The 13,934-nt window shown below is 68.7% G+C and carries 15 protein-coding genes; 4 read left to right on the top strand and 11 right to left on the bottom strand.

The window, feature by feature from the left end; genetic code table 11:
• Positions 1-167: 167 nt before the first annotated feature.
• From P3L51_RS30140 to P3L51_RS30185, 10 genes are all read right to left on the bottom strand, one after another.
• On the bottom strand, positions 168-1,277 hold the full coding sequence (locus P3L51_RS30140) for a response regulator (protein WP_354608494.1): 1,110 nt from the start codon (positions 1,275-1,277) through the stop codon (positions 168-170).
• 47 nt (positions 1,278-1,324) lie between these two features.
• Positions 1,325-2,656: a sensor histidine kinase gene (locus P3L51_RS30145; protein ID WP_354608495.1), complete on the bottom strand. Its 1,332-nt coding sequence runs from the start codon at positions 2,654-2,656 to the stop codon at positions 1,325-1,327.
• A gap of 57 nt (positions 2,657-2,713) precedes the next feature.
• The gene (locus P3L51_RS30150; protein WP_354608496.1) at positions 2,714-3,604 is read right to left on the bottom strand and encodes a DUF5936 domain-containing protein; all 891 of its coding nucleotides are present in this window, start codon (positions 3,602-3,604) and stop codon (positions 2,714-2,716) included.
• Positions 3,605-3,624: 20 nt separating this feature from the next.
• Positions 3,625-4,566, bottom strand: a complete 942-nt coding sequence (locus tag P3L51_RS30155) for a type II secretion system F family protein (RefSeq protein ID WP_354608497.1) — start codon at positions 4,564-4,566, stop codon at positions 3,625-3,627.
• Between the two features lie 63 nt (positions 4,567-4,629).
• Positions 4,630-5,970, bottom strand: a complete 1,341-nt coding sequence (locus tag P3L51_RS30160) for a TadA family conjugal transfer-associated ATPase (RefSeq protein ID WP_354608498.1) — start codon at positions 5,968-5,970, stop codon at positions 4,630-4,632.
• A gap of 86 nt (positions 5,971-6,056) precedes the next feature.
• A complete protein-coding gene (locus P3L51_RS30165) occupies positions 6,057-6,419 on the bottom strand; it encodes a TadE/TadG family type IV pilus assembly protein (protein ID WP_354608499.1) in 363 nt (120 codons plus the stop codon).
• 2 nt (positions 6,420-6,421) lie between these two features.
• The gene (locus P3L51_RS30170; protein ID WP_354608500.1) at positions 6,422-6,841 is read right to left on the bottom strand and encodes a TadE family protein; all 420 of its coding nucleotides are present in this window, start codon (positions 6,839-6,841) and stop codon (positions 6,422-6,424) included.
• Between the two features lie 55 nt (positions 6,842-6,896).
• Positions 6,897-8,144 (bottom strand): CpaE/TadZ family protein, encoded by a 1,248-nt coding sequence (locus P3L51_RS30175; protein WP_354608501.1) that lies wholly within the window; start codon positions 8,142-8,144, stop codon positions 6,897-6,899.
• Positions 8,145-8,151: 7 nt separating this feature from the next.
• Positions 8,152-8,865: a Flp pilus assembly protein CpaB gene (gene cpaB / locus P3L51_RS30180; protein WP_354608502.1), complete on the bottom strand. Its 714-nt coding sequence runs from the start codon at positions 8,863-8,865 to the stop codon at positions 8,152-8,154.
• A 126-nt stretch (positions 8,866-8,991) separates the two neighbouring features.
• The gene (locus tag P3L51_RS30185) at positions 8,992-9,870 is read right to left on the bottom strand and encodes a hypothetical protein (RefSeq protein ID WP_354608503.1); all 879 of its coding nucleotides are present in this window, start codon (positions 9,868-9,870) and stop codon (positions 8,992-8,994) included.
• Positions 9,871-10,294: 424 nt separating this feature from the next.
• Here P3L51_RS30185 and P3L51_RS30190 point away from each other — a divergent pair, with 424 nt between their 5' ends.
• The 4 genes from P3L51_RS30190 (at position 10,295) to P3L51_RS30205 (ending at position 13,496) form a co-directional block, all read left to right on the top strand.
• On the top strand, positions 10,295-11,827 hold the full coding sequence (locus P3L51_RS30190; RefSeq protein ID WP_354608504.1) for a hypothetical protein: 1,533 nt from the start codon (positions 10,295-10,297) through the stop codon (positions 11,825-11,827).
• Between the two features lie 25 nt (positions 11,828-11,852).
• A complete protein-coding gene (locus tag P3L51_RS30195) occupies positions 11,853-12,554 on the top strand; it encodes a hypothetical protein (protein ID WP_354608505.1) in 702 nt (233 codons plus the stop codon).
• 148 nt (positions 12,555-12,702) lie between these two features.
• Entirely contained in the window at positions 12,703-12,987 is a 285-nt protein-coding gene (locus tag P3L51_RS30200; RefSeq protein ID WP_435594560.1) for a DUF3592 domain-containing protein, read from the top strand.
• Positions 12,988-13,052: 65 nt separating this feature from the next.
• Positions 13,053-13,496 (top strand): hypothetical protein, encoded by a 444-nt coding sequence (locus tag P3L51_RS30205; protein ID WP_354608507.1) that lies wholly within the window; start codon positions 13,053-13,055, stop codon positions 13,494-13,496.
• Positions 13,497-13,504: 8 nt separating this feature from the next.
• Here P3L51_RS30205 and P3L51_RS30210 read toward each other — a convergent pair whose 3' ends face one another.
• Positions 13,505-13,921: a hypothetical protein gene (locus P3L51_RS30210; RefSeq protein ID WP_354608508.1), complete on the bottom strand. Its 417-nt coding sequence runs from the start codon at positions 13,919-13,921 to the stop codon at positions 13,505-13,507.
• Positions 13,922-13,934: the final 13 nt, after the last annotated feature.

Consider the following 13,934-nt stretch of genomic DNA (forward strand, 5'->3'; position numbering starts at 1 on the left):
CGGTGTCACCAGCGCTTCCGGCTTCCTCCTGGCCGGTCTCGCTGGCGACATGAGAAACGTACGACCGAAGGGCACCCCACGACATGGGCCCCAAGGCCCAACCCCGGGCCCAACCGACCGACTGGGCCCTCTCCTCGTTACCGCGGCCCCCAAGGCCCTCAGCACGCTCAGCCACGACCGGCCGACCCCCCTCGTGCCCCGTGCCAGAAGGCGATTGCCTCGCCCCGGCTGCCTGCGTTCAGTTTGGCGAAGATGCGATTGATGTGATTCTTGACGGTCTTCTGGCTGATGAAGCAGGCGGAGGCGATCTGCTGATTGGTCATTCCCGACGCGATCAGGTCCATGATCTCCACCTCCCGCTGGCTCAGCTCCGAGTAGAGGCCGTCCGGTGACCCGGCCACCCCGGCCGTGCCGGGCATCCCGGGCACCGCCTGCCCATGAGGAGAATGTGCCACATTCGCTTGCGAAAGCGAAGACCCTGGAGCAAATTGTTGCGGGTTCAACTCGCGATCCCCGGGTGTTACTTGCCTGTTTGTCGGAGAAACGTATGGCGGATGCCCATGACCGACGTGTGCGTTCGCAGACGAATGGCTCGGCTGGGCGGGCTGGTAGCCGGGGCCGGTGAACGCCGTACCGAGTCCCTCGGGAAGCGCTCCCGAGCCCGGGTCCGCTCCGCCGCCGCCCCGCACGCTCGCCAGCAGCGCGCTGGAGGCGGAGTGCGTGAAGTGGGCCCGGCCCTGCTTGATGTCCCTGACGGCGGCGACCAGTTGGTCGGCGGTGAACTCGCCGTGGACGAGGTATCCGCCCGCGCCCAGTCGCAGCGCCTCGTGGACGATCTCGCTCTCGCGGCTGTAGGTCATCATCAGGACCGGTGCGTGCCGCACCAGGTGCGGCAGGGCGGAGATCCCGTCGACACCCGGCATCCGGACGTCCAACAGGACGACGTCCGGGTGGTGTTGCACGGTCTGTTCGTACGCCTGGCGGCCGTCGGCCGCCTCGGCGGCGACCTCGATGTCGTCGCGGCCGGACAGCAGGACGGTCAGACCGGCCCGTACGACCGGGTTGTCGTCGGCGATCACGACGCGCAGCGCGGGCGCCGCGGGCATCGGTGCGGGAAGGGCGGGGAATCCTCCGGATGCCGCCGGCGGTGCCGACGTGGGGACTCCGGTGGTGGTGTGCTCCGAGCTGAGCGGTGTGGCGTGCGAGGACGAGTGCTGCGAAACGTGCGACTGCTGCGTCCAGTGCTGCCCGGAACTCCTTGAGACGTCGTCCGGCATGGCTGCGGCCTCCTCTCCATGGGTGGGGAACGGTGGGTGGTTGGCGGTCAGTTGAGCAGTGGTGCGGGTTGCTGCGGCTGCGCGTTCCGGGGCACGCCCAGAGCGTTGAGCGAGAGTTCCAGCCGTACTTCCGTGCCCTTCGCCGCCCGGCCTCTGCCGATACGGATACGGGCCCCGATCGACGCCGCGCGCTCCACCATGCCGACGAGGCCGAAGTGCCCGGCCCGTCTGAGGTCTTCGAGCGAGGTGCCCTCGGGCAGGCCCTTCCCGTCGTCGTACACGCTGATGCGCAGCACGTCGCGTACCACTCCGGCCGATACGTCGACGTACGTCGGGTGCGCGTGGCGCTGCGCGTTCTCCATGGCCTCGGTGGCGATGGTCAGGGTGTGCCTGGCGACGGCGTGCGGGATGGGCGGCATCGGCGTCTCGCCGAGCTGCCGGAAGGTCGCCTTGACGCCGTGGCGCCGGGTGAAGTCCTCGGTACGTGACCGGAGTTCGGCGACGACGTCGACTCCGCCGTCCAGGCCGGACTCCCGGCGCAGGTCGGAGAGCAGTTCGCGGGACTCGGCGGCGGCGCGGCGGGCCGAGCGCGCGACGAGCTCCGCCTGGTGCTTGACCGTGAGCGGGTCCATGCGGTCGGCCGTGCTGGCGAGTCCGTCGGCGGCCATCGCCAGACCGTGCAGGGTCTTGGCCACCGAGTCGTGCATCTCCCGGGCGAGCCTGGCCCGTTCCTCCTCGACCGCGCCGGTGACGGCGAGCCGGGCGCGGGCCTCGGTGAGCGCCTGGCTGGCGGTGCCGAAGCCCAGCATCAGATTGCGCAGGGTGCTGCCGATCGCGCCGGCGATGACGCACAGGCCCGGCAGCAGGAGTGCGTTGAAACCGGCCTCGACCTCGGCGTTGACGGCGTACGCGCCGCCCACGATCAGGGACTGGAGCACCGCGAACAGCGCGGCGCCGCGCCAGCCGTAGACCAGTCCGGCGAGCAGCGGCGTACAGATGGTGACGTACGCCAGTGTCGAGTCGGGCGACGCGGTGGCCAGGAGGAGCGCGCCGAAGAACATGTCGACGGCGAGCAGTGCCGGATGGCGCAGCAGGACGGGACCGAAGCGCTCCCAGTCGCGCAGCAGGACGTACGAGACCATGAAGGTGACGAGCACCGCGGAGCCCACCAGCCAGGTGGCGAGTCCCGGCGCCGTACGGTCCAGGGCGAACGGCGCGGCCAGGACGATCATCGCCATCCGGAAGCCGAACGTCTGACGGCACAGCGCCTGGAGGGCGTTGACCTGGATCGGCAGCGAAGGCAGATGGTTCGGCGTGGTGGCCGTACTCGGGATCTCGCTGCGGAGTCCGCCGGTCAGGGTCGTCGTTCGTGGGGCCATGAGGGTCACCTCCCGTTCGGGTCGTCGGTCTCGCTACGCCGCGCTCGCCGGTCGTGGTCAGTCTCCGGAGAGGATCTCCCCGAAGTCGACGCCGGAACCGTAGTAGAAGCTCAGCACGATCAGGATCATGGTGGCCGGCAGCATCACCATGGTCACGACGAGCGTGGTCTTCGGGACGGCCTGGGCCGCGCTCCGCCGGGCGTTCTGCGCGTCGGTGCGGCGCATGTCGTTGGCGATCTGGATCAGGGTGTCGACGATCGGCGCGCCGAGTTCCTCGCCCTGCTGGAGCGCGGTGACGAACATCGACACCTGGTCGGAGGCGTTGCGCTTGCGCAGCTGGTCGAACGCCTCGCGGCGGCCCACGCCCATGTCCATCTGGCGCAGGGTGATGCGCAGTTCGTCCGACCACGGGCCCTTGTACTTCTCGGCGACGCGCTCCAGTGCCTGCCGGAAGCCGAGGCCGGCCGAGACGACGACCGCGAGGACGTCGAGGAAGTCCGGCAGGGTGCGCTCGATGTCCGCGCGGCGCCTGCGGATGGCACTGCGGATGATGACGTCCGTCCAGACCATGCCGTACGCGAAGGCGACGACCGCGATGACGGTCTGGCCGCGGACGAGCAGGGAGAGCGCCGCCATCGCGCCGAGGGCGCCGTAGACGGCCCGCCGCGCCGCGTACCGGTCGACCGTCATACCGCCGGGGTTGCCCGCCATGTCGAGGCGGCGGCGCAGCGCGTCGACGCGCTTGGGTCCCATCATCCGCAGCACGGACGGCGCGTAGCGCATGCCCATCCGGTCGATGCCGGAGCCGACTGCGGTGGTCCGGGAGGCGCCGACCTCCAGCGCGATCGCGAGGTCGCCGGGGAGTTTGGCGTCGGCGCGGTAGAGCCGTATGCCGTGGAAGACGCCGTAGATGGCGAGTCCCATGAGGGCCGAAAGCAGAAGTTCCATGGTGTGCGTGCCCTCCTTTCTCAGACCTGGATGCGGGACATACGGCGGATGAAGAAGAAGCCGACACCGTAGAGGCCGAAGGCGATCACGGTGCCGACCTGCCCCAGCGCCGAGCCGGTCATCTTGTCGAGCGCCCCCGGCGTCGTGGCGTTGATCATCAGCAGGAAGCCGAGGCCGAGCATCGGCACGGCGAGCGCGGTGACCTGGATCTGGGAGAGCATCGTCTTGACCTCTCGCCGGGTCTCCTTGCGCTCCTCCAGCGTCTCGGTGAGGTTGCGCAGCGAGCTGACGACCTGGCCACCGGCGCGGCTGGAGAGGATCAGCGTGGTGACGAGGACGACGAGTTCACGGGACGGGAGCCGCTCGGCCAGCTCGCCGAGCGCGTCGTCGAGGGAGTGCCCGACCGCCAGTTGGTCGGCCACCTTGCGCAGTTCCTCGCCGGCCGGGTTGTCCAGTTCCTCGGCCGCCATCACCAGGGCCGTACGCATCGCGAGACCGGCCTGGGTGGCGTTGGCCAGCACGCGGGTCAGCTCGGGAAGCTGGTTGATGAACGCCTCGGTCCGCTTGGTCCGCTGCCAGTTGAGGAACGCGTTGCCGCCCCACACGCCGACGAGCGCCGCCAGCACACCGAAGAACGGCGCGAAGATGGCCCCGATGATGAAGTAGAGACCGAGCAGACCGGCCAGCACGTAGATGGCGTACTCGCCCGGTGTCAGATCGAGGCCGGTCACGGCGATCTTGCGGTCGATGCGCTTGCCGATACCGGTCCTGCGCAGCCGCCGGTCCAGCCCGGTGAAGCGCCGTCGGCGCCCGCCGACCGTCGCCATCTGGCCCGTCTGGGACATCCGGTCGACGAGCACCTGTCGTTGGGCCTTGCCCGCCGAGTAGACGTGCACGCCGATGACGCCGAGCACACACGTGAGCAGTGTGATGCCTATCGTCAGAAGCGGAAGATTATCCATGTCGTGCGGGGACCTTCTGGGTGAGCGGCGGGCAGGGACGGGTAGGGGGCCGGTGGTCGGCCGTCAGGCGGCCGACTTGCGTAGCGCGAGCTCCTCGTCGGACTCGGCGACGCCGAAGGCGGGGGGAATGGGTTCGCTCCGCATGTAGAGGCGCTCCGCGATCCGGCGGGGCAGGGGGTAGTACTCGAAGTGGCCGTGGATCCGCCCGTCGGAGGCCATGGGCTTGGCGAGGTAGCGGCAGACCGAGATGATCCGGTACTCCTCGCGGCCGTGCGAGTCGACGATGGCGATCTCGGTGACGCGACGGGAACCGTCGGCGTGCCTGGTCAGCTGCACGATCACATCGACGGCGCTGTTGATCTGGTCCTTGATCGCCACGAAGGGGATCTCGACCTCCGACATGGAGGCCAGGGTCTGGAGTCGCATCAGCGCGTCCTCCGCGCTGTTGGCGTGGACGGTCGCGAGCGAGCCGTCGTGACCGGTGGACATCGCCTGGAGCATGTCGAGCGTCTCACCGCCACGGACCTCACCGACGATGATGCGGTCGGGGCGCATACGCAGGGAGTTGCGTACGAGGTCACGAATGGTGACCTGGCCCTTGCCCTCCACGTTGGACGGGCGGGTCTCCAGCGTGATCACGTGCTGCTGCTGAAGCTGGAGTTCGGCGGAGTCCTCGATGGTGACGATGCGCTCGCCCTCGGGGATCAGTCCGGACAGCGCGTTGAGGAGCGTCGTCTTGCCGGTGCCGGTCGCCCCGGAGACGATGACGTTGAACTTCGCGCGGACCAGGCCGGCCAGCAGGATCATCATCTGCTCGTCGAGCGAGCCGAGTCCGATCATCTCCTGGAGGGTGAACGCGCGCGGGAAGCGGCGGATCGTGAGGATGGGCCCGCTCAGGGACAGCGGCGGGATGATGACGTTGACGCGCTCGCCGGAGGGCAGTCGCGCGTCCACCATCGGATTGGCCTCGTCCACCCGGCGGTTGACGGTGGAGACGATGCGTTCGATGGTCTGCATCAGCTGTTCGTTGGAGGTGAACCGCATCGGCAGCATTTCCAGTCGGCCGCTGCGCTCCACGAAGACCTGCTCGTGGCCGTTCACCATGATCTCGCTGATGGAGGCGTCTTCGAGCAGGGGTTCCAGGATGCCGAGGCCGAGTGCCTCGTCGACGACGCGGCGGATGAGCTGGGAGCGCTCGCCGGAGGAGAGCACGGGGCCCTCGCGGCTGATGATGTGACCGAGGACCCGTTCGAGCCTGGCCCGGCGCTCGGCCGCGGCCAGCGCGGACATCTCCGCGAGGTCGATCTCTTCGAGGAGTTTGGCCCGGTAGACGCCGACGAGCAGGCTCTCCTCGCTGAGCCCGTTCGTAGGCTCAGGGCTGTTGATGCGCGCCCTCAGGCTCATGTCCTCAACTCCCAGGTCTTGCTGGTGTGATGCTCGGGTGGTGCGTGTGTGCGTGCCTGCGTGCGGTGAACGCCGGTGCGCCCCGCTCAGTCGAGGGGCATGGTGGCGCTCCTCTCCGCGTCGGGGAAGTCGAAGACCGGCAGTATCGCCGGGACGGGGACGCGGGCGGTGACCTTGACCTCGTCGCCCTCGTACGTCGCGGTCTCGATGGTGGCGTCATCGGCCAGCCAGTCGCTCATGGAGGACTCGCCGACGTATTTGTAGTCGGTGTCCAGCGTGGAGGCCGCGCGGGCGGCGGCGCGGGACGCCGTACCGGCCTGCTGGACGGCGTACGCGGCGAGGCCGAGCTGTATGGCGGCGAGACCGACGAGGAGCAGGAGGGTGATGAGGCCGGCGAACTCGATGGCGGCCTGGCCCTTGTCCTTCGAGCGCGTGCGTGGCTTCGCCATGGTCAGCTCTCCTTCACGGCGGCCGACCGGCCCGGGACGCTGGTGAACGGGATGTTGACCGAGCCGGGGAAGAGGAACGGGATGTCGAGGTCGACCCGCGCCTTGACGAGGTCGCCGTCCGGTTCGCAGTTGATCTCCGCCGACCAGGCGTCCGGCAGGTGCTCCTGACCGGCCTCCTCGCACGCCTGGGTGCGCGCCCCCGGCTGGGCCACGGTCCCGGCCCGTACCGCCTCGTCCGCCGCGTTGCCCGCGAGGGAGAAGGTGTAGCCGACCATCGCGGCCTGCCAGAGCAGGACGACGGTGGCCAGGAGGACCGGCATCAGGCCGGTGAACTCGATGGCGGCCTGGCCGCGGTCGCCGCGCGCCCGGAGAGCGGCCCGCGGGCCGCCGCGCCTATCTGCCCGTATCTGTGGATTGTTCATGGTTCAACGTGCCCCCTCAGCCTCGTCATCCCTCTGGTCCCGGCAGCCGTCGCGGTCACTTCGACCGTCCGCGGCGGACCCCGACCGAGCCCCGGTCTCCCTTGAACTTCCCCTGTTTCTCCGTGCTTTCGGAAGTCTTCACCAGCCCCAGCTCCCCGGCGAGCCCCCAGAGCGCCTGTTTCACGGTCGACTTGGAGTCCAGGTCCTGCATGCGGCCCGCGTCGACCACGGCGTGCAGTTCCTTGAAGTTCGCCGGGATGACGATCCGCGACACCTTGGTGCTGGTGATCTTCTCGATGAGGGGCGGCTGGATCTCGGTGTTCCGCATGTAGCGGTTCACCACGATCGTCGTCTCCTCCGCCTTGCGGATCTGCAGCCGGTCCCAGAGCTTGACCATGCGTTTGGCCGCCCGTACCGCCACCACGTCCGGCGTGGTCAGCAGTAGGGTGGTGTCGGCCATCTCGATCGCCGCCGCGTTCGCACTCGTCGTCTGTGTACCGCAGTCGACGATCACGACCTCGTAGCGGTTGCGCAGGGCGCTGACGATCTGGCGTACGGACCGGTCGTTTATCTCCTCGCCCCGCTCCCCCTCGCCCGGCGCGAGCAGCAGCCCGATGCCGGTGTGGTGGATGAACACCGCGTCCTGGAGTACGCGGGGCGAGATGTCCTGGATGGTCGCGAGGTCCACGATCGACCGGCGGAACTGCACGTCCAGGTAGGAGGCGACGTCGCCGGCCTGGAGGTCCAGGTCGGCGAGCGCCACCGTCATGCCCGACGCCTTGGCGGCGAGGGCGAGTTGGACGGCGGCCACCGTCGTACCGACACCGCCCTTCGCCCCGCTCACCGTGACGACGGTGCCACCGGGGCCGGTGAACACGTCGCCGCCGTGCCCGAGGTGGCGCCGTACGCCCACGGACCAGCCGGCCGCGGCCTGGACGCGCTGGGCGAGTTCCTCGTACGAGAGGGGAAGACCGACCAGTCCTCGCGCGCCGGAGTCCATCGCGGCCGAGAAGAGGCCGGGGCTCGCGTCGGCGGTGACGAGGATGACCCCGACCGCCGGGAAGCGGAGGGCCACCTCCCGGATCAGCTCAAGGGCCGGGACGGGACCGATCCGCTCATGTACCAGGACGACTTCCGGCAGTTCGTCGATCGACTCCGCGGCCAGCCTGGCCAGGGTGTCGATCAGCGAGGTCGAGTCGCCGACCGGCCCGGCCGGCTCCGCGTCGGGGAGCTGGCTGAGCAGGGTGGTGATGGATCTGGCGGCGTCGGCATCGCCGACGACCGGAAGGATTCTGGTCGTCATTCGTCCCTCACTTGTCCCCTTCGAGGGTGTAGGTGCTCTCCCCGGGGCGCAGCGTGGTGGGGCTGTCGTCGGGAAGCAGGGCGAGGCGTACGTGCTGCGCGAAGGACTCGGCGTAGGCGACGCGCTGGGCGTCCTTGGTCTTGAGCGCGAACGTGATCGGGACGGCCGAACGGGGTCCGGTGTTGCTGCCCCGGTCGTCCTCCTTGGGCTCCAGCGGCGTCAGCGAACCGACGTCGATGACCTTGGCGTTGGGCACGATGATCCGGGACTGCGCGTCGTCGCCCTGGTTCTCGGCCGCGAAGGTGGCGAAGATGTTGACCAGGTCACCCGCGTTGATCTTGCCCGCGACGCCGGTCGCGGCGTCGATCATGATCGCGATCTCCTGCTCGTCGTTGGCGAGGGCGGGACGCTTGACGAGCATGTCGTCCTGGAGCAGCGAACCCTTCTTGAGCTGGGTGACCGCGATCTTGCCGTTGACGACGGCGAGGTCGGTGACCGCGTTGTCGGACAACCAGCGCTTGGGCATCTCTATCTTCTCGAACTGGCCCTCTTCGAGAGCCGTGTACGGAGCGACGTCCGCCTTCAACCGGTACGCGGCCACCTCGGGTCCGACCTTCGAATTCACGTCGCTGATCACCGAGAGCACACCGGCGAAGGCGCCGAAGGCGCAGAGGACGGATAGGAGAAGGAGAATGATGCCGCGGCGTTGCCGTGAATTCATGAGCGGGACAACCTCGTTCGAAGACGTGGGACGGGGACTGACGGGGCGGGCAGGGAGTGGGGTGGAGCGGTTGCCGTACGGTGCCGACCGCCACCTCCGGCCCGTACGAACCGCCTGGCAGGCGGGTTACGACCCGTGGCGCGTGGGTGTTCCCTGGTTCAGGACACCTGAACCGTACGTTTGGTTCTCGGCCGGGGAGAGCGGCGCGGAGCAGAATCCGCAACGATCACCGATGAGTTCGAGACCGCACCAGGAACAGACCTCTCGCCGTACGGATGAAACCAGCTGATAAAGAACGGAGATATCCGGCAGGAACGCGGCGAATTCGACCATCTTGGACGTTCCCCACCAGCGTGGGGAATCCGCGAGAAGTGCCATCTCCTGCACCCCCTGCACCTGCCAGGCGGGAGCGAGTGTCGCGGTCACCCAGTCCGATTGCAACTGCCCCTTCGCAACCAGGAGTTGCGTGCCGAATTCGGGGCCGGTCAGCTCGCCGTTGCCGATCTTGATCAACTGGGGATCGGGGTTGGCGAGGACACCGAACTGCGAGCCCGGCACCCAGGACTTGGCGTGCGACTTGAGGCTGACCGGGACACGGTCGAGCTTGGTGACCGAGTTGAGGAGGGCACCCGCGTGGATGTAGTGGGAGAGCAGCCGGGCGGCCGACGCGACGACACCGGCGCTGAAGTCGCAGATGGACAACTGCCGTAGCTGGCGGACGAGTACGGCGAGCCCGAGCGGCGGGAGGTCCAGCTTGAGGAGGGCGATGCGATCGCTCTCCAGGACGGACCGGACCGTGTGCAGCCGCTGTTCGTGCGCGACCGGGATGGAGGCGGGGTAGACGGCGACGACGTAACCCTGCTGCTCCACCAGGACCTGCATGTCCGCGAGCGCGGCCTCCAGAGGCTGGGCGTCGGGCGCCTGCAGCAGGGCCGCGGTGGGCGTCTGCTGGTCGGTGGGCGGCAGCACCAGGTCGTGACTTGTGACAGCTATGGCGGTTGACACCTGGATCCCCGTTCAGCTCGGCCGCCGGAGTTCCGGCGACCGCGGTTCTCTCTCTCCTGCTGGTCCTGCCGCTCGGTGTTCGACAGTCCTGGTTGGCGGTCCTGCTCGGTAGTCGTTCTCGATGTCCTGCGACCACCGCTCAGCACTTTATCCACGACTTAGGGCACAGAGAACACCTCACCGATGTCAGTGGTACGTCGCCCACTTCGTAGGCACCACCAAAATCGGGCGAAGCAGTCAGGCGTTAACCCATGTTTCATTTGAAGTTGAAACTAGCCGACCCTGGAAGCGCCCACCAGGTAACTGGTCCGCTTTGGGTCCGGGTTGGGTCCACGGACCCACGCCACCGGGTCCGCGCCGTCCGTACGCTCCGATTCGATTCCGTATACGGGAAAGTCGTGCGGGCACCGAGGGGGACGGTCGGATGAGACGGGAACTGGTACGAGGACGACCACGGGGCGACCGCGGCACCTCCGCCACCGAGTACGTGGGCATGGTGGTGGTCGTCGCGGCCGTCGCGGGGGCGATGGTGGGCACCGGTGTGGACGGGACCATCGCCGACCAGTTGAAGTGCCTGGTCACGTTCGGACCGTGCACCCCCGGCAACGGCAAGCCGAGCCAGAGCGCCCCCAAGACCGACGCCGACTACGAACCGCCGCTCTGTCAGATCTCCTCGATCAGCGACAAGGCCGGCGCCAAGGGCAAGGTGCTGTTCATCGAGTGGGGCGAGGAGTACGGCTTCCAGCAGCAGACCTTCCAGTCCAAGACCGACGTCAACAAGGACGGCAAGGTCGACGACAAGGACCAGCAGGTGATGATGACCTTCACCGACGCCGCGTCCGTCGCCGCCAAGAAGGACTGGAAGCCGGGCGCCAAGGTCGGGAAGTTCGGCTCGGACAAGGTCGAGCTCGGTGCCGGGATCAAGGTGACCAACGGGGACACCTGGGTCTTCGACAGCGAGGAGGACGCGGCCGCGTTCCGCGACGACATCGAGGACCTCAAGACCTACGAGCTGGCCAACCGGCACGCCAACTCACGTGGTGGCGGGCTCGGCAACAGCATCGCCTACTTCTTCAACAGCGGTCCGATGTACGAGGAGGAGCAGCTCCGCAAGCGCATCGACGAGAAGCTCGGCAACCGGCACATCAGCTACGGCAAGGTGGGCCTGGAGGCCAGCGCCGCCGGGGGTATGAAGCTGTCGGCGGGTGACGAGAAGAAGCTCGGCGCGACGCTCGGCGGCAGCTTCAAGTTCTCGCCCGAGGTGACCTGGACCGACAACAACTACCGGAACCTCAAGTCGTACACGTACAGCGCCGCCATCGAGTACACGGGCAAGGTCGGCTACGAGGCCGGCCCCATCAGCGGCGAGTCGAGCGCGACCACGACGCAGACCGGCACCATCACCGTCAGCCACGACAAGACGACCGGTGAGCTGCTGCGCATAGACATGACGCGCACCGTCGAGAAGGGCGCCACGAAGGACGGCGTCTCGGTCGGCGGCGACAACGGCAAGAAGGACGACGACAAGCGCGGCGGCAGCGGCAGCGCGAAGGGCACCGACAACGAGACCGGTATCGAGGTCGTCACCAACTCCGTCGTCCTCAAGCCCGGCGCCGAGGGTGCCGAGCAGCGCGCGATCGCCCAGAAATGGCTCGACGGCAGCGGCGACAACGGGGCACCGTTCGCCTACATGTTTGACGACCACGCACCGACGAAGCGGCCGGGCAACGACGACCCGTTCGGCCAACTCCTCTTCGACGAGGGCCTCTCCAGCAAGAACACGTACACCGGCCAGACCGAGGCGGCGGAGTACGGGTTCGAGCTGAACCTGGGTCTGAGCTTCGGCTTCTCGGTCTCCACCGAGAAGAAGGAGGAGAACCTCAACGACGCGCAGTTCCTGGGTGCGCCGAAGGGGGACAACCGCAGTTATGTCCCGTACAGCTACTGTGCGAACTGATCCCGGGGACAGGAGCACACACGCCATGAGCAGCAAGAAGACGACGAGAGGGACGACGATGGCCGGGCGGACCGGACGGGCGACCTTCACGACCTCGACCGGCTCGGCGACCGTGTCCGGGACTCCCTCCGCGATCACCGCGGCGACCGCCGCGCTCGCCGCGTTCGCCGCGCTCATGCTCGCGGCGGGGTGCGGCTCGCAGGCCGGGAGCGGCCCGGTGCCGGAGGGCTGGGGCACGCTCAAGACCCCGGCGGTCACGGTGGCGCACCCGGCGGCGTTCGAGGCGCAGGGCGCGGGTGAGCGCAGCAAGTACAACGCGGCCGCGGCGACGCTCTCCGACGCGAGCGGGACCATCGGCATGATCACGGTGCAGCTCGACTTCACGGACGCCGACTCGGTGGAGGAGGCGGCGATCGGCGCCGAGGCCGGGGTCGCGCTCGGCTCGACGCTCGGGGAGCAGGAGGAGATCCAGGTCCCCGGCCCGGACGGCGACGAAGAGGCGCGGCGGGTCAACTTCGAATTCACCCAGAAGGACTCAGGCGCCGGCTCCGGGGCGGGGACCCCGGGCGGGACGCTGGCCCCGGAGGCCGGCACCCGGATCGACGGCGTGATCATCGCGGGCCTCGACGCCGGCGACAAGACGTACGCCGTACGGATCGACGCGGTCAAGGGAAAACTCAGCAAGGGCGACCTGAAGAAAATAATCGACTCGATCACGGTCAATTAGGCGGTCCACAATGGATGTTCCGGGCGGCGATTACCTTTTCTTCGGCGGCATGATTCTGCTTTTCGGCTGGTTGGCAACGCACTACGCGCGTCGCCTTTCGGGCGTGAATCGGGCGCTGCGAGCGGGTATACGGGCAGAGGGCACTTGCGTGCGTATCGAGCAGGAGCCGTACAACCGCTCGGACGCGCGGCAGTACTTCTTCGCGTTCCGTACGCCGGACGGCCGCCAGATCGAGTTCGAGGATCTGGCGAGCCGGTCGATACGGGTCGGCGACCCGGTGACGGTGGCGTACGACCCGGCGGCCCCGGAGCGCACGGCGACGGTCGCGGGCCGCGGCAACTGGTCGCCGGTGCTCCAGTACGGGCTGCTGGTGGTGGGCTGCGGGCTGGCGGCGCTCGGCTTCGCGGCGGTTCTTCTTTTCACGGTGGTCTGAGAGCGCGGGATTCAGGTTCCCGCCTCCGGACCGGCAGGCACGAGCACTGATGGAGGCGGTTGGCGATGACGAGGTACGGCTACCCGGGGGCGTCCGTCCAACGGGAGGAGGGGCGGGGAGCGGCGGTGTTCGGGCTCGCGCGCGCCTGGGCGGCCGGCATCGTCGTCCTGCTCCTGACGGAGTACTTGCAGACCACGCTGGTCAACGACCATCTGGCCACCTCGGAGAACCTGGAGACCTTCAACGGCAGACTGATGCTGATCCACATCCCCAACGCGGTGTGCATAGCCCTGGCCACCTGGGCGGCGGGCCGGTCCCACCGCGAACCCTTCCGCGACTCGAAGTTCCAGCACGCGCTGGCGGTCTTCACGGTCGGGGTGGCCGCGCAGGCGCTGAACATGGTGATGCAGTGGCAGGAGCTGGAGGCCGAGGGCATCCTCATGTCGAACGCGGTGCTGGTGGTGGGCGTGGTGGCGGGGTACGCGGGGGAACGGCTCCAGGACGACTGAGGGCGGGGCTACGTCTGCCGGTCCATGGCCGGCAGGAGCCGGCTCGCCGCGGCGGCGACGTCGGGACGCACGGAGGTGGCGAGCCCTTCGATCACGGCCCGCCCGGCGCGTACGGCTTCGTGCGACGCCGCCTCCCAGCCGATCCGCTCCGTCAGGTGGGCGGGCCACTGGCGGGCGCTGACGATCGCGAGGAGCAGTTCGAGGACGTCGGCCTTGCACGGCAGATGCCGAGGGTCCGGACTGCCGGCGAGGTCCAGCAGGAAGGGCACGGTGTACGCCGTGGCTTCGCACACGACGAACCTCAACTCGCAGACCCGCTCCCCGATCTCCTCCAGGGCCGCCCGCGCGGTCTCCGCGTCCGCCGCCCGGGCGACCCGCCCCAACAGCCCGGGAATCCCCCGCGCCGACCCGCGCGCGTCCCGCAACTCCCCTGTCTCT

The organism is Streptomyces panacea (assembly GCF_040560175.1).
Classification (GTDB): Bacteria; Actinomycetota; Actinomycetes; order Streptomycetales; family Streptomycetaceae; genus Streptomyces; species Streptomyces panacea.